The organism is Bradyrhizobium sp. OAE829, from assembly GCF_040546575.1.
GTDB lineage: Bacteria > Pseudomonadota > Alphaproteobacteria > Rhizobiales > Xanthobacteraceae > Bradyrhizobium.
The window spans coordinates 5315945-5336657 of the sequence record NZ_JBEPOE010000001.1 but is presented as its reverse complement, the minus strand read 5'-3'; the positions used below and the strand labels follow the sequence as shown (position 1 = coordinate 5336657).

The window sequence follows — 20713 nt, the reverse complement described above, 5'->3', positions numbered from 1 at the left end:
GACGATGACACGACAAAGCACATCCGCATTAACCGCCGACCGCAAGCGCGCTCTCCGCCTCGCGGGAGCGCTGATCGGTCTTGCCGTGGTGCTGGGCGCCTGCAAGCACACCGACCCGGTGGCGACGGCAAGCGTGCCGGACGATTATCGGCTGCGCCATCCGATCGCGATTCAGGAAGCCGATCGCACGGTGATCGTATTCGTCGGCCGTGGCCGCGGCGGACTTTCCGCGAACCAGCGCTCCGATGTGATGGGAATGGCCCAGACCTGGCTCAAGGAGGGCACCGGCGGCATCACCATCGACATGCCCACCGATACGCCGAACGCACGCGCTGCCAGCGAATCATTGCGCGAGATCCAGGCGACGTTCGCCGCTGCCGGCGTCCCGCCGCGCGGGGTCGCCGTACGCCAGTACCGTCCCGAGGACCCCAGGCATATGGCGGCGATCCGGCTGACCTATCCGAAGATCTCGGCCACCGCCGGCCCCTGCGGCCTGTGGCCCGACGACCTCGGACCGTCCGTCAACAACAGGGGCTATTTCGAAAACAAGCCCTATTACAATCTCGGTTGCTCCAATCAGCGCAATCTTGCCGCGATGGTCGATAACCCGTCGGATCTCGTGCAGCCGCGTGAGGAGACACCCGCCTATACGCCGCGGCGCAACATCGCCTTCGACAAATATCGCAAGGGTACGTCAACCACGACCGCTTATCCCGAAGCCGACAAGGCCAAACTCAGCGATACAGGCAAATGATCAGCTACTCGCGCCAGACCCCCGAACAGCAGCCGGACGGCCCGTCGCCGTCGACGGAAGATCATATCGCGCCGGCGCCGCGGGTGTCCGTCCAGGCATTCTGCGAGACGGTGGAAACCGCTGCCGCCGTGCAGTCGGCCGGCGAAGACCGCCGTCTCGGCAAGGCTCATTTGAAGATCCAGATGGGCGGCATGGCCGCGGCCATCGAGGCCTATCGCTCCGCGCCGACACCGAACGTGATCATCCTGGAAACCGAAGGCCGCAACGATATCCTGCTCGGCCTCGATCAGCTGGCCACCGTGTGCGACGCCGGAACGCGCGTGATCGTGATCGGCCGCATCAACGACGTCACGCTGTACCGCGAGCTGGTGCGCCGCGGCGTCAGCGACTATGTCATCGCCCCGGTCACCGCCATCGACGTCGTCCGCTCGGTCTGCAACCTGTTCTCGGCGCCCGAAGCCAAGGCGGTCGGCCGCATCATTGCCGTGGTCGGCGCCAAGGGCGGCGTCGGCTCGTCCACCGTCGCGCATAACGTCGCCTGGGCGATCGCCCGCGATCTGGCGCTGGATTCGGTGGTCGCCGATCTCGACCTTGCCTTCGGCACCGCCGGCCTCGACTACAACCAGGACCCGCCGCAGGGCATCGCCGACGCGGTGTTCTCGCCCGACCGGGTCGATACCGCCTTCATCGACCGCCTGCTGTCGAAATGTACCGACCATCTCAGCCTGCTCGCGGCGCCAGCGACGCTCGACCGGGTCTATGATTTCGGCGCTGACGCTTTCGATGCGATCTTCGACACGCTTCGCACCACGATGCCCTGCATCGTGCTCGACGTCCCCCATCAATGGTCGGGATGGACCAAGCGCGCGCTGATCGCAGCCGACGATATTCTGATCGTGGCGGCCCCCGATCTGGCCAATCTGCGCAACACCAAGAACATCTACGACCTATTGAAGGCGTCGCGGCCGAACGACCGCGCGCCGCTCTACTGCCTCAACCAGGTCGGCATTCCGAAGCGCCCCGAGATCCCGGCCAGCGAGTTCGCCAAGGCCATCGAGAGCCAGCCGATCGCCACGATCCCGTTCGAGCCGCAGATGTTCGGCTCGGCCGCCAACAACGGCCAGATGATTGCGGAAATCTCCGCCAATCACCGGACCACCGAGATGTTCCTGCAGATTGCGCAGCGGTTGACAGGCCGCGGCGAGACCAAGAAGCCGAAGGGGTCGTTCCTGTCGCCCCTGATCGAGAAGTTGCGGGCCAAGAAGTAAGCCGTCCGCGTGGAGTACGATCGTGTTTGGTAAGCGTAGCGGAGACAACGACACGCGGGCGCCGAAGCCCGCCATTCACGCGCCGGAGCCCTCCGGCATGGCGGCCGTTTCGCGCGAAATAACCGCGCCGACCGTCTCTTCACCGCCGATCGCGCCCTCGAAACCGCCGCCGGCGCCCGCCATGGAAGCGCGGCGCTCCGACAATTATTACCAGGTCAAGGCCACGATCTTCGGCGCCCTGATCGAGGCGATCGACCTTGCCCAGCTCGCCAAACTCGACGGCGAGTCGGCGCGCGAGGAAATCCGCGACATCGTCAACGAGATCATCGCGATCAAGAACATCGTGATGTCGATTGCCGAGCAGGAAGAACTGCTCGACGACATCTGCAACGACGTGCTGGGTTACGGTCCGCTGGAGCCGCTATTGTCGCGCGACGACATCGCCGACATCATGGTCAATGGCGCCGGCACGGTGTTCATCGAAGTCGCCGGCAAGATCCAGAAGACCGGCATCCGGTTTCGCGACAACCAGCAGCTGCTCAACATCTGCCAGCGCATCGTCAGCCAGGTCGGCCGGCGCGTCGACGAATCCTCGCCGATCTGCGACGCGCGTCTCGCCGACGGCTCCCGCGTCAACGCCATCGTGCCGCCGCTGGCGATCGACGGGCCCGCGCTCACCATCCGCAAATTCAAAAAGGACAAGCTGACCCTCGAGCAGCTGGTCAAGTTCGGCGCCATCTCGCCGGAAGGCGCGGAAATCCTCCAGATCATCGGCCGCGTCCGCTGCAACGTGCTGATCTCCGGCGGCACCGGCTCCGGAAAGACCACGCTCCTGAACTGCCTGACCCAGTTCATCGAGCATGACGAGCGCGTCATCACCTGCGAAGACGCCGCCGAGCTCCAGCTGCAGCAACCGCACGTGGTGCGGCTGGAAACCCGGCCGCCCAACATCGAAGGCGAAGGCCAGGTCACGATGCGCGAACTGGTCCGCAACTGCCTGCGTATGCGGCCCGAACGCATCATCGTCGGCGAAGTCCGCGGACCCGAGGCGTTCGACCTGCTGCAGGCGATGAACACCGGCCATGACGGCTCGATGGGAACGCTGCACGCCAACAACCCCCGCGAAGCCATGTCGCGCTGCGAATCGATGATCACGATGGGCGGATTCTCGCTGCCGTCCCGCACCATTCGCGAGATGATCTGCGCCTCGATCGACGTCATCGTGCAGGCCGCGCGTCTGCGCGACGGTTCGCGGCGCATCACCCACATCACCGAAGTGATGGGCATGGAAGGCGATACCATCATCACCCAGGACCTGTTTGTGTATGACCTGATCGGCGAAGACGCCAACGGCAAGATCATCGGCAAGCATCGCTCGACCGGCATCGGACGCCCGCGGTTCTGGGAGCGCGCACGATATTATGGCGAGGAGAAGCGTCTCGCGGCCGCGCTCGATGCCGCCGAAGTCACAGCTGAACCCGGAGCACGCTGATGTCCATGCAAGCGCTCGCACTGGCCTTTCTCGCGTTCACCGCGATCGGCGGCATCGCCTGGGTTTTCGTCTACCCGTTGCTGTCCGGCGAGAAGAAGGCGGAATCGCGCCGCGCCTCGATCGCGCGGTCCGAGCCCGCGGCAGCGCGTCAGGCCGACAAGAGCCAGCGTTCACGCCGCGAACAGGTCGAGGGGTCGCTGAAGGATCTCGAGTCGCGCCGGCTGAAGGAAAAATCCGTTCCCCTGAGCACCCGCATCACCCAGGCCGGACTTTCCTGGTCGACGCAGAAATTCTGGATCATCTCCGGCGTCCTGGCTGCGGTCGCCGGCTTCGCTGCGCTCAGCGCCGGCGGCGGAATTTTGGGCGCCGTCGGGATGGCCTTCGGCGCGGGCTTCGGACTGCCGCGCTGGCTGCTGGGCTATCTCAAGAAAAAGCGCGAGAAGGCATTTTTGAAAGCGCTGCCGGACGCCGTCGACGTCATCGTCCGCGGCATCAAGGCCGGACTGCCGCTGTTCGAATCGATCAAGGTGGTCGCGGCCGACTCGCCGGAGCCGCTGAGGAGCGAGTTCCTGGCTATCATCGAGACCCAAACCATCGGCATGCCGCTCGGCGAAGCCTGCGCGCGCCTTTATGAAAGGATGCCGGTGCCGGAAGCCAACTTCTTCGGCATCGTGATCGCGATCCAGCAGAAATCGGGCGGCAACCTGTCGGAAGCGCTCGGCAACCTTTCGAAGGTGCTGCGCGACCGCAAGAAGATGGCGGAGAAAATTCAGGCGATGTCGATGGAAGCCAAGGCCTCCGCCGCCATCATCGGCTCTCTGCCGCCGGTCGTGATGGTGCTGGTCTGGATTACAACGCCCGACTACATCTCGCTGCTGTGGACCGACCGGCTCGGCCAATTCATGCTTGTGTGCTGCGTTGGCTGGATGACGATCGGCGTTCTCGTGATGAAGAAAATGATCAACTTCGACTTCTGACGGTGTAGCATGGTTGAGTTCCTCATAAACAAGATGCACGACGCCCGGTTCATGACCATGTTCCTGGCCGCCATTGCCGCGACCCTGACCGCCTACACGCTGGTCACGCCGCTGTTTGCCGGCGAAGGCCTCGCCAAGCGCATGAAGGCGGTCGCCAGCGAGCGCGAACGGATCCGGCAGCGCGAGCGCGACCGTCTTGCAAAGACGGAAAAGGTATCGCTGCGCCAGAGCCCGAAGCAGCTGGTTTCCAAAGTGGTGGAAGACTTCAACCTGACCAAATGGCTGGCGCAGGAAGCCGCGCGCGACAAGCTGATCATGGCCGGCTACCGCGGCCACGCGCCCTACGTCACGTTCCTGTTCGCCCGCGCGGTGGCGCCGCTGGTGTGTCTCATTGGCGCGGTCCTCTACGTCTTCGTGATCACGCACATGGACAAATCGATGCCGGTCAAGATCGGCATCTGCCTCGGCGCGGCCTATTTCGGGCTGCAGGCGCCGATGCTGTTCCTGCAGAATGCGATCACCAAGCGCCAGCTTTCCATCAAACGCGCATTCCCCGACGCGCTCGACCTGCTCTTGATCTGCATCGAGTCCGGCATGTCGGTCGAAGTCGCCTTTCGCAAGGTCTCCGTCGAAATCGTCTCGCAATCGGTGGCGCTGTCGGAAGAATTCGCGCTGACCACGGCCGAACTGTCCTATCTGCAGGACCGCAAGGTGGCCTATGAGAACCTGGCGAAGCGCACCGGCCTCGACGGCGTCAAATCGGTCTGTCTGGCCTTGCAGCAGTCCGAACGCTACGGAACGCCGCTCGGCCAGAGCTTGCGCGTGATGGCGCAGGAAAACCGCGACATGCGCATGAACGAGGCCGAGAAGAAGGCGGCCGCCTTGCCGCCGAAGCTGACCGTGCCGATGATCCTGTTCTTCCTGCCGTGCCTGTTCATCGTCATTCTCGGGCCGACCTACATCAAGCTGCAGACGACGACGATCCTCTAAAGCATCATCGGTTCTGATCGAATCAGAACCGATAGCTCCTTTGGCCCGTTTTCTATCGCAGATGAACCTACGCAAGCTGCGTAAACTCCATTGCTGGGCGAACCGGTAGCCACCCCCGGATCAAGTCCGAGGACATGCTTCGCTCGAAAGCGTTCTAGATCGGGATTGGTGCGCCGGAAAATCTGGATTGAGCGGTCCGGCCGATCGACCCACCGCGCAGGTGTCAGTCGGGCCGGTTGAGCGCGGCCACCGGAACCGTCTTGCCGCCGCGCGGATCCTTGCGGCTCAGCATTTCGCGCAGATAGGCCACGTTCGCCGCGGCTTCCTCGGACGGCAGATCGCCCTTGGCGATGGTTTCGGCCTCAGTGAAGCGGCCCTGCAGACCGACCACCAGCGCCAGATTCTGCCGCACCCGCGCGTCCGCCCGCGGATTGCCATAGGCACGCCGCAGCGCAGCCTCGGCGTCGGGCAGTTCACGCGTCAGCATGTAGGAGAGTCCGAGATTGGACAGTACCGACGGTTCTTCCGGCGCGATCTTCAGTGCGCTGGCATAATAGCGGCGGGCTTCTTCGTGCTTGGCGAGCTTGTCGAGCACGGTGCCCTGCACCGAGAGGATGCGCCAGTCGGGGTTGTCGGGCGAATGGGCGCGGCTGAGAACGTCGAAAGCGGCTTGCGAATTGCCGTTATCGGCAAGCGCGCGGCCATAGCCGGCGAGCAGCGCCTTGTTGCCGGGATGGGCGATGGTGGCCTGTTCGAGAACGGCGGCGGCCTGCGAACGCTGGCCTGTGGCACGCAGCGCCTGGCCATAGGCCAAGGCGGCGTTGGCATCCTTGGGATTGGCGCGATAGCGCTCGCCATAGACTTCGACGGCACGGCGCGGATCGTCTGGAATGGCGGGAGCGGCGGCGCTGCTGCTGGACTTCTGGGTCAGCGCGCCCGTCACATCGGACATGGTCTGGCAGCCGCCAAGGCCTGCGGCCAAAATCGCCGTCACGGCCGCGGAGGCGAGAAACCGGGCCACATTGGGCCGGACAAGGCTGGACGATGGACGCATGGCACTTCAACTCACGATTTCGGGTGGAGCCGAACACGCCAGCAATAGACTGTTAACCCTAACGGCTGGTTAATCCGCAGGCGGGAGCTGCGGCGCCGGCATCCGCCGACGCGCTTAGGCTAAAGATGGAGCATCGCCACCACCACGCGTCAGGGCTCGCACCGCTGAGAGATGCCGCGGATCGCATATTGCGAGCACGTGATGCCGCCGAGCGACTGGCGACGCAGTGCTGATCATCCCTACGATACCACCCGTTCGGTTGTACCTGGACATCACTTGGCATTATTGGCGATCCATCCGAGCACGAAATCCGCCACCTGAAGGTTGTTCCTGTCCTGCATCATCATGTGGGAGTTACCCTTCATCCCTACATCGGGAAGCCGAATGAGCGTGGCCTTACCCTCTTGCTGCTTGTTGATGCGCTCCACGACTGCCTTTCGTCCTTCGTAGCGCGCGCGGCCGGTAAAGACGGGAGCGTCCAGGTGATCGCCGAACAGTTCGAGCACCGGGATGCCGCGGTAAGCCTCGATCTGGGCCTCCGTGGGAACGATGGCCTGCGCGCCTTCGATGTTGACCACAGCCTTGACCAGACGAGGTCGCAGTTCGACGAGGGCATCGGCAAAGGGGCCGGCGAGCGAATGCACGACGACCACGGCCGGACCGATCTTGTCGAGCAGCGCTGCGAGTGCTCGAGGAGCGGTTGCCATCGCGCCACCTTCGAGCGTGGCCTCCCCGAAGGGCACACCTTGCGACCCGAAGGCAGCGAACGCTTCGGTCGGGTACTGGCTGTCAGGAAACGCCGTGCCGGCTGCCGGCCCGAAGCGAAACAGCGGCCACCCCAGTTCGGCCGTAACCATGAGCAGGTTGCCCGGCAAAGCGGCCACGCTGGACTCGGCCTTCGCCTGGTTGATCGCCGTCGCGTTGAACCCCGAGCGGCCACGGCCGGGCGTGTCCACGACATAGACCGCGTATCCCTTGCGCGCCAGATAGGTCGCCCAGCCCTCGCGACCATCAGGCGTCGTCTCATAGCTGGCGCCGGTCAAGCCGCCGCCATGCACGAGCACGATCGGCAACGGACTGGTGAGTTGGGCCGGGACCCGATAGTGCACATACATCTGGTTGATCGTCACCGTGCCGGGCCGCGAAGGGCCCGCAGGAGAGGCGCCCGGATGCGTGGAGAGCAAGGACGTTCCGCTGACGAAGAACATGCCTTCGTCTGCCAGATTGAGCGCCCCGCCCAGAGATTTCGCCGGCGCCGGCTCGCTTGTGGCAGAACCTGCCAGGAGAACGACGCCAACAGACAACAGAACGCGCGATAGTGGGTTCATGAAACTGCCCTCCCCTTGTGTTTGATCGTCAGACCTGAGGCGGCGCGATCAGGCCGCCTCGCTCATCACCGGCTCAAGTGCGGGCGCTCGTGCGGGGCACCCCTCAGCAGATCCAGCGCCACGTCGACGATCATGTCTTCTTGTCCCCCAACCATCTTGCGCCTGCCCAGTTCTACCAGGATGTCGACGGCCTTCAGTCCGTACTTGTGTGCCGCAGCCTCCGCGTGCCGCAGGAAGCTCGAGTACACGCCCGCATATCCGAGGGCGAGCGTCTCACGGTCAACGCGCACCGGCCGGTCCTCCTGCAGTGGCCGCACGAGATCGTCCGCCGCATCCATCAGGGTGTGCAGGTCGGTGCCGTGATTCCAGCCCATGCGATCGGCCGCCGCGATGAATACTTCCAGCGGGGCGTTGCCCGCACCGGCGCCCATGCCGGCCAGGCTGGCGTCGACTCGGTCGCAGCCTTCCTCCACGGCGACGATCGAGTTCGCGACGCCCAGGCTGAGGTTGTGATGGGCATGGATGCCCGTCTGCGTCTCGGGTTTCAGCACCTCCTTGAAAGCCCGGAAGCGGTCCCGCACATCGTTCATCTTGAGCGCTCCGCCGGAGTCGACGACGTAGACGCAGGTTGCGCCATAGCTCTCCATCAGCTTGGCCTGCTCGGCGAGCTTCCGGGGCGTCACCATGTGGCTCATCATCAGGAAGCCGACCGGCTCCATACCCAACTCGCGCGCGTACTCCAGATGCTGGCGCGAGACGTCCGCTTCGGTGCAGTGCGTGGCCACGCGCACGACGCGGGCACCGGCGTCGTAGGCTTGGCGCAGGTCGTGCGTGGTGCCGATGCCGGGCAACAGCAGCGTAGCGACCTTGGCCTTCTTCACCGTCTCGGCGACGGCCGATATCCACTCCACGTCGGTGTGCGCACCGAATCCGTAGTTGAAACCGGACCCTTCGAGACCATCGCCATGTGCTACCTCGATGCTGTCGACACCGGCCGCGTCCAGCGCCGCGGAGATCGCCTTCATCTGGGCGATGCTGTACTGATGGCGAATTGCGTGACTGCCGTCGCGGAGCGTCACGTCCGAGATGTAGAGCTTCCTGTTCATGCCGACACTCCCTGGTGGTTCGGCGAAACTCGCGTCGGCTGCTTCAGGCCGCGGGCGATTCTCGCCTCGATACGTCGGCGAGCCATCATGTCGCCGCATGCCAGGGCCGCCGAGGTCATGATGTCCAGGTTGCCGGCATAGGACGGCAGGTAGTGCGCCGCGCCCTCGACTTCGAGGAAGACCGAAGTCTTCAGGCCATGCCGGGGCCCGAGCTTCGGCACGTTGAGCGGCGCGACCGGCGGAATGATATCGAACTGAACCCGCTGCTTGAGCCGGTAACCTGGCACATAAGCCTGCACGCGTGCGACCATCTCGGAGATGCTGGCCTCGATCGCGGCCTCCTCTGCGAGTTCGGACAGCACGAACACGGTGTCACGCATGATGAGCGGCGGCTCGGCCGGGTTCAGGACGATGACCGCCTTGCCCCGCTCGGCACCGCCGAGTTTCTCGATCGCCGTACGCGTGGTCTCGGTGAACTCGTCGATGTTGGCCCGCGTACCCGGCCCGGCCGACTTGCTCGAGATGGATGCCACAATCTCCGCGTAGTGAACTTTGGCCACACGGGATACGGCAGCGACGATGGGGATCGTGGCCTGTCCGCCGCAAGTGACCATGTTCATGTTCGAGGAATTCTCGGCCTCCAGGTTGATCGCCGGAATCACATAGGGCCCGACAGCCGCGGGGGTGAGATCGATCACCTGGATGCCATGACGCTGCAGCACCTTGTTGTGATGTCGGTGAGCACCCGCCGACGTGGCGTCGAAGACGACGTCGATCTCGGGGAATACGTCCAGCTTGAGCAGCCCTTCGATGCCTTCGGCGGTGGTCGCGACGTCGAGGCGTTTTGCGTGTGCGAGGCCGTCCGACTGGGGATCGACGCCTACCATCGCCCCCATTTCGAAGTGTCTGGCCTGGCGCATCACCTTGATCATGAGATCGGTGCCGATGTTGCCGGAGCCGATGATCGCGGCCTTGACCTTGTGGATCGTTGCGTTGGGCATAAGTCAGTGCTCCATGTGGAAACCGGCGCCGCCCAGCCGTTCCATCTCGATCGAGACATACTCGCCGGGCTTGATCCACTCGGCCGGCGTGGCGCCGCCCGCCATCACCACCCAGCCGGCCTGTAGCGGCTCGCCCGCCGCATCAGAAAGGCGCGCAGCGGCGACCAGCGACCGAAGCGGGTGACCGAGAATTGCCGCCGTCGATCCCACGTGCACGACGCGGCCGTCGATGCTCATGGTAAGGCCGAGGTTGCTGAAGTCCTTGCGTGGGTCGGTCCACGGCCCAACCACGATCCCACTGGATGACGCGTTGTCGGCGATCACTTCTGGCAACGTGAACTTGAAGTCGCGATAGCGCGAATCGATAATTTCGAGCGCTGGCGCGACCGCCTCCACGCTGGCGAGCGCCTCCGCCGCAGTGACATGGCCTGGCAATGGCTTCTTCAGGAGGAACGCGATCTCCGGTTCCGCGCGCGGATGCACGAAGCGTGCGAACGATGCGGCCATGCCTTCCTCGATCAGCATGTCACTGGTCAGGCGCCCCCAGATGACGTCGCTGAGGCCCATCTGGACCATCTTGGCGCGGCTCGTGAATCCCATCTTCACGCCGACCCGCCGCGCGCCACGTGACACGCGGCGCTGGATTGACGCGCGCTGGACCGCGTACGCATCCTGCAGCGACAACTGCCCCTCAGGATCGATCTGCGCGACTTCGCGACCGTCGCGCGCCGCGGCGTCGAGTTGCTCTGCCAATTCCTCGACACGGCTCATGTGAGTTGCCTTCCTGTCGGGTCAGTCTCGAATACGGCTTTGACGCTGCCCAAGCCGTTGATGCGGGTCTCGAAGATGTCGCCTGCGTTCACTGCGACCATGGGTCCAAGCGCACCTGACAGCACCAGGTGGCCTGCGCGGAGCGGCTGCCCAACGGCGGCCATCGTTCGGGCAAGCCAGACCACTGCATTGAGCGGGTTGCCGAGGCACGCGGCACCGGCGCCCACGGACACGGGTTCACCGCGCCGCGTCATCACCATGCCGCAAAGCCGGAGGTCGACGTCGGACAATTTTTTCGGCGTGCTTCCAAGCACGTATGCGCTTGAAGAGGCATTGTCCGCCACGGTGTCGACAAAGCGGATGTTCCAGCCCGCGATACGGCTACCGACAATCTCGAGTGCGGGCAGCAAATGATCGATCGCCTGGATGATTTCGGCGTGTCCGGGCTTCTCCATGTTCAGGTCGCGCCCGAGAACGAAGGCCACCTCCGCCTCGATCTTCGGCTGCTGCAACCCTTCCATCGAAACCGGTTCGCCGTCGCCGAACCCCATGTCGTCGAACAGCATGCCGAAGTCGGGCTGGTCGACGCCGAGTTGCGCCTGCACTGCCTTCGCCGTCAGGCCAACCTTGCAGCCAACGACGCGTCGGCCTTCCTCACGTATGCGGTGTTCCGTATTCGTGCGCTGGATCGCATAGGCGTCAGCCGCCGTTATCAGCGGGAACGTCTCGCGCAGCGGAGCGATGAAATTGCCGGTGCGGGCTGCATCGCGCAGCGAACGTGCGGCGCCGACAGTATCGATGCAAAATGTCGTCATGGCGTTGACCTGCATGATCGTCACAAGGAACGGTCGCCGAGACCCACCTTGGCGTAGATCTCGTTGACATGCCGCTTGACGCTCTCGGGCGTGGTGTCGTGCTCCGCCATGTGAATCCAGCCCACCTTCTCGCGCGCATACCGACCGATCTCTTCGTCCTGATCGCCGGTAGCGCCGCTGATGCCGTAGGCGCCGACCATCTCGGCGCCCTTGAAGACCGGCGCACAGCCGCCAGAAGCGACAACCTGGCCATTGGTAAGTACAGCGGCGTTCATCAGCATCTGAGGGTTGCGCTCCTTGAACCACTGCTGGATGACCAGCCCGTCCGCGAAGCGCGGACTCATCGATCGGAAGGCGGCGACGGTAAATGCCTTGGCGCGCGCCGTGTCGGGCGTGATGAAGCCGGCATCGTCCATGCGCTCCAGCGCAATCAGGTGCCCCTCGGGTCCGACGATCGCGACCGAGACGGGGACGCCCATCTCGGCCGCCTTTTCAGTGACGGCCTGGATGAACGCGCGGCACTCCTCGGCTCGAAGCTTGGCCATGTGCAATCTCCTTTGATGTTGAGCGGTTATTCGCGCTTGATGCCGGCGGTCTGGATGACCTTGACCCACTTGCCGGTTTCGCTGCGGATGTAGTGAGAAAACTCGTCCGGAGTGGACTTGACGACCTCGATGCCCTGGACGCGGAACTGATTCTGGATATCCGGCTGGTCGAGCGCGGCATGGGTCGCAGCCTGAATCTTCGCCACCACATCGGGCGGCGTGCCCACCGGCATCAGAAGTCCGAACCACACCGAACTTTCGAAGTCCTTGAATCCGAGTTCCTGGACCGTCGGCAGATCGGGCGCGAGCGGCGTTCGCTTCACACCGGTCGTCGCCAGCGCCTTCAGCGTGCCGGCGGCGATGTGCGGCAACACGGTGGAGGCCGGCGAGAACATCACCGCTACCTGACCGCCGAGCAGGTCGGTCACAGCCGGCGTGCTGCCACGGTACGGCACGTGCAGCATCTTGATGCCAGCCAGGGCGGAGAAGAGCTCACCGGATAAATGCGGCGACGTCCCGTAGCCCGAGGAGGCATAGGTGATCTGGCCCGGCTTCTCCTTCGCGGCACGGATCAACTGGTCGACCGATGTCACGCCGAGTGAGGGATTCACCACCAGTATGTTCGGCACGCTGCCAATCATCGTGACCGCGGCGAAATCCTTTGCCAGGTCGGGAGAGTTAGGGTCCGCGAATGCGACGTTGATCGTGTTCGCGACCGTTCCAACGAAGATCGTGTAGCCGTCGGGAGCAGACGTCGCCACCGCCTTGGCCGCGATGCTGCTCGCTGCGCCGGGCCGGTTATCGACGATGAAAGGCTGACCCAGCCGTTTGGCCAACGCTTCCGCGACGGCACGGGCTGCAACATCGGCGGCGCTTCCCGCCGGAAACCCGACGACCACCTTCACCAGGCGGGAGGGATAGCTGTCTTGCGCCGAGGCGGCGGGCGCGATGGTTGCCGCCGCTGCGAGCAACATCGCCCCAAGGCACTGACGTCGATCCATGTCGTTCCCTCGTTCTGATTGTTGCGCCGTTGTGCTCACTAGAGGCGCACGCGACACATGATTCAAACGAATATTTTCAATCAATTGATTGGGTAAACTCATGAATGTGATCGGACGTTAGACAGGAGCATTCGCGCGCCGGTATTCTGCGCCACGCGCAACCTTCCGATGTCGTACGCGGCAAAAACAGAGAATTTGACGCTACGGAGCGTCGACGTTGTAAGTGGCGGAGAGCGAACCTATAATGCAAGGAGGTTCTTCGGCCAGATTTATGAACTTTGCCAATGAATGTGACCGTCCGTCAGTTGCGTGCCTTCGTCTTCGTGGCTCAGCTCAAGAGCTTCACGAAGGCGGCGGAGCGCCTGTACCTGACACAGTCCGCCTTAAGCCTGCTGATCCGTCAGCTGGAGGACAACCTGCAAGTCCAGCTGATTGAGCGCTCCACTCGCAAGGTCGAGTTGACTGCCGCCGGGCTGGAGCTCATGGGCAGCGCTGAACGACTGTTGGATGATCTCGATACGACGCTTGCCAGCGTCGCGGAACTGGGCGCGAAACAGCGCGGCAAGGTCGTCGTTGCCGCTCCGTATATCCTCGCCACCACTTTCCTCGTCGAAGTGATCGCCGAATTCAGGGCTCGCTATCCGACGATCTCGGTGCACCTGAAGGATTCTTTGCCTGAGCAGGTTTTGATGCAGGTCCGCAGCGGCGGAGCCGATCTCGGCATAGGTAGTTTCCGCGAGTGGGAGTCCGGGCTGCAATGGAGCCCGCTGTTTCAGGAGCCGCTGGTGGGGGTCTATCCACGCGGCCACCCGATCGGGAAGCTACCGCAACTCAACTGGAGTGATCTTGCCAGCCTGCCGGTGATCTCGCTTAACCGCGACAGCATCTTCCGCGATTTGGCCGAAGACGGCTTTTCCCAGGCAGGCGTGACCTTAACACCGGCCTATGAGGTAGCCTATGCGGGGACGGCGCTAGCCCTGGTTCGGGCCGGCTTGGGGATAGCCATCTTGCCTCAATGCGTTGGCATCCTGATCGACCCGACAATCGGCCTCCGGCCGCTCGAAAACCCGCAGATCCTGCGCTCCGTCGCGGTGATCACACGAAACGGCCGATCCCTTTCCCCCGCCGCCGAGGCTTTCGTCGACATGCTGCGCAAGTCTGCGAAAGTGCCGGCTAGTCTGGCGGCGCCGCTGACTCAACAACGACCCCGACGCGCGGCGCGACGCGAATCCTGATGCGGATCCCCATCGGAAATTTGCCTTCAGCCGTCCCCCGCGCGCTGCGGCGGAGCATTCGGATTGGTAGCCGGGATCCGGGCGGATTTTCACGAACAATTTTGCAGCTTCACCATTGAAGTCACACGAATATCCTGCAAGCTCGGCAGCTGACCGAGCCGCCCCTTTTCCGCGAGACCAGCATGCAATCCCCGTTCGAGACCGCACCCGCCGCCTCCAGCATTCCGATTTATTTTGCCACCAAGGCGACATGGGCCACGGTCAGCAAGGAGCTTCCTCCACACGCCCAGCAATTTGCGCTCGCCAACGATTTTTCGGCCAAACCCGGCAAGTGCCTGACGCTCCCCGCGCCCGACGGACAGATTGCGCAGGTCATTTTCGGTCTCGAAGAGGAGGCAAGCAAATCCCGTGACCTGTTCCGGCCCGGCGCGCTGCCCGGGCTGCTGCCACCGGGCGTCTATCGCTTCGCCAATGCGCCGCACGACACGCGTCTCGCCACGCTCGCTTTCGCGCTCGGAAGCTATCGCTTCGGCCGCTATCGCAAGGCTGATAGCCCCGATGTGCGGCTGGTGCCGCCCGATGGCGTCGACATATCGGACATCGCGCGGATGGCAGAAGCAGCCTCGCTGGCGCGCGACCTCATAAATACGCCATCGAACGACATGGGTCCGGAAGAGCTGGCGGCCGCCGCCGGGCAACTCGCGGATCGTTTCGGCGCCAGCTTCAAGGCCATCGTCGGCGACGAATTGATCCAACAGAATTTCCCGCTGATCCACGCCGTCGGCATGGCCTCGACGCGCGCACCGCGGCTGATCGATATGAGTTGGGGCGACGCTTCGCACCCCAAGGTCACGCTGGTCGGCAAGGGCGTGTGCTTCGACACCGGCGGGCTCGACCTGAAACCCTCCAGCGGCATGCTGATCATGAAGAAAGACATGGGCGGCGCGGCCAACGTGCTGGCGCTGGCCCAGATGGTGATGGACGCCAAGCTGAAAGTCCGCCTGCGGGTGCTGATCCCCGCAGTCGAGAACGCGGTGGCCGGCAACGCCTTCCGCCCGCTCGACATCTTCAAGTCGCGCAAGGGGCCAACGGTAGAGATCGGCAACACCGACGCCGAGGGCCGGCTGGTGCTGGCCGACGCGCTGGCGTTTGCCTGCGAAGAGAAGCCGGACCTGCTGGTCGATCTGGGAACCCTGACCGGCGCGGCGCGTGTTGCATTGGGGCCGGATTTACCGCCTTTTTACACCAATGATGAGACGCTGGCGCAGGACGTTGCGCGTTTCGCGGTGGAGGAGCGGGATCCGTTGTGGCGCATGCCGCTGTGGCCGGCTTACGATTCCTGGCTGGATTCGAAAGTCGCCGACATCAACAACGCGCCGTCCGGCGGCTTCGCCGGGTCGATCACCTGCGCGCTGTTCCTGCAGCGCTTCGTCTCGGACGTCAAAAGCTGGCTGCATGTCGATATCTACGGCTGGACCCCGTCGGCCAAACCCGCGCGCCCCGAGGGCGGCGAATGCCAGGCCGCGCGCGCCATCTACAAACTGTTGAGTAAACGCTATGGATGATCCACGCCTGACCCCGGCACGTCCTGATCTCGCCGCCAAATATCTCGAAGGCAAGGTGAAGGCGGCGCGTTTCGTGACGGGCGTAGAATACTGTGTGATCGATGCGATCGCGCCGCTGCGCGAGGCGCCGGCCGCCGATGCCCCATTGCTGACGCAGGCGCTGAAAGGCGAACGCGTCACGATCTACGACCGCAACGGCGAAGGCTTTGCCTGGGGCCAGCTGAACAGCGACGGCTATGTCGGCTGGATCCCCGATGCCGCGCTCGGCAAACCAACTGCCGCTCCGACCCACAAGGTCACGGCGCTGCGGACCTTTGCGTTTCCCGCCGCCTCGATCAAACAGCCTCCAGTCGACACGCTATCGATGGGGGCGCTCATCGCCGTGGCACGCGAAGACGGCGCGTTCGCCGTGACGCGCGAAGGCTGGTACCTGCCGCGCCGCCATGTCGGCAGCATGGAGACGATGGAGAAGGATTTCGTTGCGGTCGCGGAGAAATTCGTCGGCACGCCCTATCTATGGGGCGGCAAGAGCAGCCTCGGCATCGATTGCTCCGGCCTCGTGCAGGTTTCGCTCAACGCCGCCGGCACTGGCTGCCCGCGCGACAGCGACATGCAGCAGGACGGCCTCGGCCGCACCTTGAATCCTTCGGAGACCAAAACGCTGCAACGCGGCGACCTGATCTTCTGGAAGGGCCATGTCGCGATCGTGCGCGACGCCGATACCATGGTCCACGCCAATGCGCATCACATGACGACAGTGATCGAAAACACGGCCGAGGCCATCGCGCGCATCAAGGCGGCAGGCAGCGAAGTCACGGCGATCAAGCGGCTTTAGTTCTTTGACGCGTTTTCTTTACGCGAACCGGTGTCCACTTCGCTCGAAAACGCGATCTAAACCTCCACTGTCCCGTCCGGCACGGCTTCGATCCGGAACGCGGCGGCGAACAGCGCGCGGGTGTAGTCGCTCTGCGGATTCTTGAACAGCTCCGCGGCCGGCCCTTCTTCCACCACCTTGCCGTGGCGCATCACGATCAGATGGCTCGCGAGCGACGCGACCACGCGCAGGTCATGCGAGATGAACATGTAGGTGAGGTCGCGCTTGCGCTGCAACTCGCGCAGGAGGTCGACCATCTGGGCCTGGAACAGCATGTCGAGCGCGCTGGTCGGCTCGTCCAGCACGACGAAATCCGGCTCCAGCACCACCGCGCGCGCGATGGAAATGCGCTGGCGCTGGCCGCCGGAAAATTCATGCGGATAGCGAAACCGGGTCTTGGGGTCGAGGCCGACATCCCTGAGGGCCTTGATGACGCGTGCCTCGCGCTCCTCATAGGTCAGCTTGGGCTGATGCACGGTCAGACCCTCGGCGACGATATCGCCGACCGACATGCGCGGTGAGAGCGCGCCGAACGGATCCTGAAACACGATTTGCATGTCGCGGCGGAACGGCAGCATCGCCTTGAAACGCAGGCCCTGGATGTTGTTGCCGAGGAACACGATCGGCCCCTCCGACGAGATCAGCCGCAGCAGCGCGAGGCCGAGCGTGGTCTTGCCGGAACCGGACTCGCCGACAACGCCGAGCGTCTCGCCCTTGCGCACCGCAAGGCTGACGCCGTCCACCGCCTTGATATGATCGACCGTCCGGCGCAGCAGGCCGCGCTTGACCGGAAACCAGACCTTCAAATTATCCGCCGACATCACCACCGGCGAATCGGGCCGCGGCGGCGCCGGGTCTGGCTTTGGTTCGGCCGCGAGCAAGTCTCGCGTGTACGAATGCTTCGGCGCGGTAAAAACCTGTTCCACCGGCCCCTGCTCGACGATCTTGCCGCCGTTCATGACGCAGACGACGTCGGCGATGCGGCGGACGATGCCGAGATCATGGGTGATGAACAGCATGCTCATGCCGAGCCGCGTGCGGATCTCGGCCAGCAGCGCCAGGATCTGGGCCTGCACCGTGACATCCAGCGCCGTGGTCGGTTCGTCCGCAATCAACAGGTCCGGCTCGTTGGCGAGCGCCATCGCGATCATGACGCGCTGGCGCTGGCCGCCGGACAATTGATGCGGATAGCTTTGCAGCCGCCGGCCCGGATCGGGAATGCCGACCTGGGTCAGGAGTTCGAGCGTGCGCGCCCGCGCCACCGCGCCGCGGACGCCGTTGTGGAGAAACAGTATCTCGCCGATCTGCGCCTCGATCGTATGAAGCGGATTGAGCGAGGTCATCGGCTCCTGGAAGATGATCGAGATGTCGTTGCCGCGGATTCCGCGCATCTCGTTCTCGGGCGCCGTCAACAGATCCTGGCCGCGGAAGCGAATGCTGCCGGAAGGATGCGAGGCACTCGGATAAGGCAGCAGTCTCAGGATCGACAATGCACTGACAGATTTTCCGGAGCCGGATTCGCCGACCAGCGCCACGCACTCGCCGCGCCGAATCGAAAACGAGACATGATCCACCGCAAGGCTGTCGCCGAACGCCACCGAGAGGTCGCGGACATCGAGCAAAGGCTGGTTGATGGCGTCCATGCGATCCTACCTGAACGTCTTGCGCGGATCGAAGGCGTCGCGCGCGGCCTCGCCGATGAAGATCAACAGCGTCAGCATAATCGCAACCGAAAAGAACCCGGTGAGGCCGAGCCAGGGCGCCTGCACGTTGGCCTTTGCCTGTGACAGCATTTCACCCAGCGAGGGCGAGCCCGGCGGCAGGCCGAAGCCGAGAAAATCCAGCGCCGTCAGCGTCATCACCGACGACGATACGATGAACGGCAGGAAGGTCATGGTGGCCACCATCGCGTTCGGCAACAGATGGCGGAACATGATCCTGGCATTGGAGACGCCGAGCGCCCTTGCGGCCTGGATGTATTCGAAATTGCGGCCGCGCAAAAACTCGGCACGAACCAGGCCCACCAGCGACACCCAGGAAAACAGCAGGAGAATGCCGAGCAGGATGAAGAAGCCCGGCGGCAGCACCGCCGAGATGATGAGGAGCAGATACAGCGAGGGAATCGCGTTCCAGATCTCGATGAAGCGCTGAAACAGCAAATCGGTCATGCCGCCGAAATAGCCCTGCACGCCGCCGGCGGCGATGCCGATTATCGAGGAGAAGATCGTCAAGGTCAGGCCGAACAGAACCGAGATGCGGAAGCCGTAGATCAGGCGCGCAACCACGTCGCGGCCCTGGTCGTCGGTGCCGAGCCAGTTGTATTCGAGGTCGCTGCAGCCATTGAGGCCCTTCTTCGTCACCACTTCCTTGCACTGGGCCTCGGTCAGCATCCAGGTCGGCTTCGACGGCGCCGGCGTCGGTAGATCGAGGTTATGCGTGCTGTAGGAATAGCGGATCAGCGGCCAGATGATGGTGCCGCCCTTGTCGGCGATCTGCTTCTGCAAATAGGGATCGCGGTAGTCGGCGGCGGTCTCGAAGTCCCCGCCGAAAGTGGTCTCCGAATAGCTGACGAAGGCGGGCCAGTACAGATGGCCTTCGTACTTGATCAGGAACGGACGATCGTTGGCGATCAGCTCCGCAAACAGCGAGATCACGAACAGGACCATGAAGATCCAGAACGACCAGTAACCCCTGCGGTTGGCCTTGAAGTTCTGCCAGCGGCGGCGGTTGAGCGGCGACGGCGTGAAGGCATGGCGCGTCATCGGCACGGCCTCGCCGAGCGGCGATTGCGTCGTGGCCTCGACCGGCTGGGGTGCGGTGATCGTCATCAGACCTCACGCGCCTCGAAGTCGATCCGTGGATCGACCCACATATAGGCGAGGTCGGAGATCAGATTGACCACGAGGCCGACCAGCGAAAAGATGAACAGCGTACCGAACACCACGGGATAGTCGCGGTTCAGCACGCTTTCGAAGCCGAGCAGGCCGAGCCCGTCGAGCGAGAAAATGGTCTCGATCAACAGCGAGCCCGAGAAGAAGGCGTGAATGAACGCGCTCGGGAAGCCCGCGATCACGATCAGCATCGCGTTGCGGAAGATGTGGTTGTACAGCACCTGCCGCTCCCCGCAGCCCTTGGCGCGCGCCGTCATCACATATTGCTTGCGGATCTCGTCGAGGAACGAGTTCTTGGTCAGCAGCGTCATGGTGGCGAAGGCGCCGAGCGCCATCGCGATCAGCGGCAGCGTGATGTGCCAGAAATAATCGATGATCTTCCAGTACCAGGGGAACTGCGCCCAGCCGTCCGAGGTCAGGCCGCGCAGCGGGAAGATGTTGAAGAACGAGCCGCCGGCGAACAGGATGATCAGCAGGATCGCGAACAGGAAGCCGGGAATCGCAAATCCAACGATGATGATCGCCGAGGTCCAGGTGTCGAACCGGGATCCGTCCTGCACGGCCTTGCGGATGCCGAGCGGGATCGAGATCAGATAGGTGAGCAGCGTCATCCAGATCCCGAGCGACATCGAGACCGGCAGTTTCTCCTTGATCAGCTGGATCACGCTGACGTCTCGGAAATAGCTCTTGCCGAAATCGAACCGCGCGAAATTCCATACCATCAGCGCGAAGCGCTCATACGCCGGCTTGTCGAAGCCGAACTGCACTTCCAGCTTCTTGATGAATTCCGGATCGAGCCCCTGCGCGCCGCGGTATTTGGAGCTGACGGCATCCGCCGACGCGCCGACCTGGCCGCGCGGGCCCATATCGCCGCCGCCGCCCGATATTCTGGAAGTGCCGCCGGTGTCGGCGCCGGAGAGCTGCGCGAGTACGCGCTCGACCGGACCGCCGGGGGCGAACTGTACGACGATGAACGACACGAACAGGATGCCGAGCAGCGTCGGGAGCATCAGGAAAATACGGCGGGCGATGTAAGCGGCCATGAA

The 20713-nt window shown here is 63.8% G+C and carries 19 protein-coding genes; 8 read left to right on the top strand and 11 right to left on the bottom strand.

Annotated features, from left to right (window positions below):
- Window positions 1–4: 4 nt before the first annotated feature.
- Genes ABIE49_RS25585 through ABIE49_RS25565 form a run of 5 tightly spaced genes read left to right on the top strand, consistent with a single transcriptional unit; the run spans window position 5 to window position 5481 of the window.
- Window positions 5–754 carry a CpaD family pilus assembly protein gene (locus ABIE49_RS25585; RefSeq protein ID WP_192737151.1) on the top strand — a complete coding sequence of 250 codons (750 nt, stop codon included), beginning with the start codon at window positions 5–7 and terminating at the stop codon, window positions 752–754.
- Window positions 751–2022 (top strand): CpaE/TadZ family protein, encoded by a 1272-nt coding sequence (locus ABIE49_RS25580; protein WP_192737150.1) that lies wholly within the window; start codon window positions 751–753, stop codon window positions 2020–2022. Before ABIE49_RS25585 ends, ABIE49_RS25580 begins: the two co-directional genes overlap by 4 nt.
- 22 nt (window positions 2023–2044) lie before the next feature.
- Entirely contained in the window at window positions 2045–3514 is a 1470-nt protein-coding gene (locus ABIE49_RS25575) for a TadA family conjugal transfer-associated ATPase (RefSeq protein WP_192737149.1), read from the top strand.
- Window positions 3514–4491, top strand: coding sequence for a type II secretion system F family protein (locus ABIE49_RS25570; protein WP_192737148.1), 978 nt, complete (start codon window positions 3514–3516; stop codon window positions 4489–4491). The genes ABIE49_RS25575 and ABIE49_RS25570 overlap by 1 nt, the downstream gene beginning before the upstream one ends.
- Window positions 4492–4500: 9 nt before the next feature.
- On the top strand, window positions 4501–5481 hold the full coding sequence (locus ABIE49_RS25565) for a type II secretion system F family protein (RefSeq protein ID WP_192737147.1): 981 nt from the start codon (window positions 4501–4503) through the stop codon (window positions 5479–5481).
- A 223-nt stretch (window positions 5482–5704) separates the two neighbouring features.
- Here ABIE49_RS25565 and ABIE49_RS25560 read toward each other — a convergent pair whose 3' ends face one another.
- The 8 genes from ABIE49_RS25560 to ABIE49_RS25525 all read right to left on the bottom strand — a co-directional run bounded on the left by ABIE49_RS25560 (window position 5705) and on the right by ABIE49_RS25525 (window position 13204).
- Entirely contained in the window at window positions 5705–6535 is an 831-nt protein-coding gene (locus ABIE49_RS25560) for a tetratricopeptide repeat protein (RefSeq protein WP_192737146.1), read from the bottom strand.
- 272 nt (window positions 6536–6807) lie between these two features.
- Window positions 6808–7863 (bottom strand): alpha/beta fold hydrolase, encoded by a 1056-nt coding sequence (locus ABIE49_RS25555; protein ID WP_192737145.1) that lies wholly within the window; start codon window positions 7861–7863, stop codon window positions 6808–6810.
- Window positions 7864–7928: 65 nt separating this feature from the next.
- Window positions 7929–8969, bottom strand: coding sequence for a 4-hydroxy-2-oxovalerate aldolase (gene dmpG, locus ABIE49_RS25550; protein WP_192737144.1), 1041 nt, complete (start codon window positions 8967–8969; stop codon window positions 7929–7931).
- On the bottom strand, window positions 8966–9970 hold the full coding sequence (locus ABIE49_RS25545; RefSeq protein WP_210337334.1) for an acetaldehyde dehydrogenase (acetylating): 1005 nt from the start codon (window positions 9968–9970) through the stop codon (window positions 8966–8968). The genes dmpG and ABIE49_RS25545 overlap by 4 nt, the downstream gene beginning before the upstream one ends.
- Before the next feature lie 3 nt (window positions 9971–9973).
- Entirely contained in the window at window positions 9974–10741 is a 768-nt protein-coding gene (locus ABIE49_RS25540) for a 2-keto-4-pentenoate hydratase (RefSeq protein WP_192737143.1), read from the bottom strand.
- Window positions 10738–11571 carry a 2-keto-4-pentenoate hydratase gene (mhpD, locus tag ABIE49_RS25535; protein WP_354067606.1) on the bottom strand — a complete coding sequence of 278 codons (834 nt, stop codon included), beginning with the start codon at window positions 11569–11571 and terminating at the stop codon, window positions 10738–10740. The genes ABIE49_RS25540 and mhpD overlap by 4 nt, the downstream gene beginning before the upstream one ends.
- A gap of 5 nt (window positions 11572–11576) precedes the next feature.
- Entirely contained in the window at window positions 11577–12101 is a 525-nt protein-coding gene (locus ABIE49_RS25530; RefSeq protein ID WP_192737141.1) for a GlcG/HbpS family heme-binding protein, read from the bottom strand.
- Between the two features lie 26 nt (window positions 12102–12127).
- A complete protein-coding gene (locus ABIE49_RS25525) occupies window positions 12128–13204 on the bottom strand; it encodes a tripartite tricarboxylate transporter substrate binding protein (RefSeq protein ID WP_210337333.1) in 1077 nt (358 codons plus the stop codon).
- A gap of 182 nt (window positions 13205–13386) precedes the next feature.
- On the opposite strand from ABIE49_RS25525, the gene ABIE49_RS25520 reads away from it, so the two are divergent.
- From ABIE49_RS25520 to ABIE49_RS25510, 3 genes are all read left to right on the top strand, one after another.
- On the top strand, window positions 13387–14337 hold the full coding sequence (locus tag ABIE49_RS25520; RefSeq protein WP_192737140.1) for a LysR family transcriptional regulator: 951 nt from the start codon (window positions 13387–13389) through the stop codon (window positions 14335–14337).
- A 182-nt stretch (window positions 14338–14519) separates the two neighbouring features.
- Complete coding sequence (locus ABIE49_RS25515) at window positions 14520–15902, top strand: leucyl aminopeptidase family protein (RefSeq protein ID WP_192737139.1); 1383 nt, start codon at window positions 14520–14522, stop codon at window positions 15900–15902.
- Window positions 15895–16737, top strand: a complete 843-nt coding sequence (locus ABIE49_RS25510; RefSeq protein WP_192737138.1) for a C40 family peptidase — start codon at window positions 15895–15897, stop codon at window positions 16735–16737. The genes ABIE49_RS25515 and ABIE49_RS25510 overlap by 8 nt, the downstream gene beginning before the upstream one ends.
- 56 nt (window positions 16738–16793) lie before the next feature.
- Here ABIE49_RS25510 and ABIE49_RS25505 read toward each other — a convergent pair whose 3' ends face one another.
- Genes ABIE49_RS25505 through ABIE49_RS25495 form a run of 3 tightly spaced genes read right to left on the bottom strand, consistent with a single transcriptional unit; the run spans window position 16794 to window position 20710 of the window.
- A complete protein-coding gene (locus ABIE49_RS25505; RefSeq protein WP_192737137.1) occupies window positions 16794–18419 on the bottom strand; it encodes an ABC transporter ATP-binding protein in 1626 nt (541 codons plus the stop codon).
- Window positions 18420–18425: 6 nt separating this feature from the next.
- Window positions 18426–19604, bottom strand: coding sequence for an ABC transporter permease (locus tag ABIE49_RS25500; RefSeq protein WP_192737136.1), 1179 nt, complete (start codon window positions 19602–19604; stop codon window positions 18426–18428).
- Window positions 19604–20710: a microcin C ABC transporter permease YejB gene (locus ABIE49_RS25495; protein WP_192737135.1), complete on the bottom strand. Its 1107-nt coding sequence runs from the start codon at window positions 20708–20710 to the stop codon at window positions 19604–19606. The genes ABIE49_RS25500 and ABIE49_RS25495 overlap by 1 nt, the downstream gene beginning before the upstream one ends.
- Window positions 20711–20713: the final 3 nt, after the last annotated feature.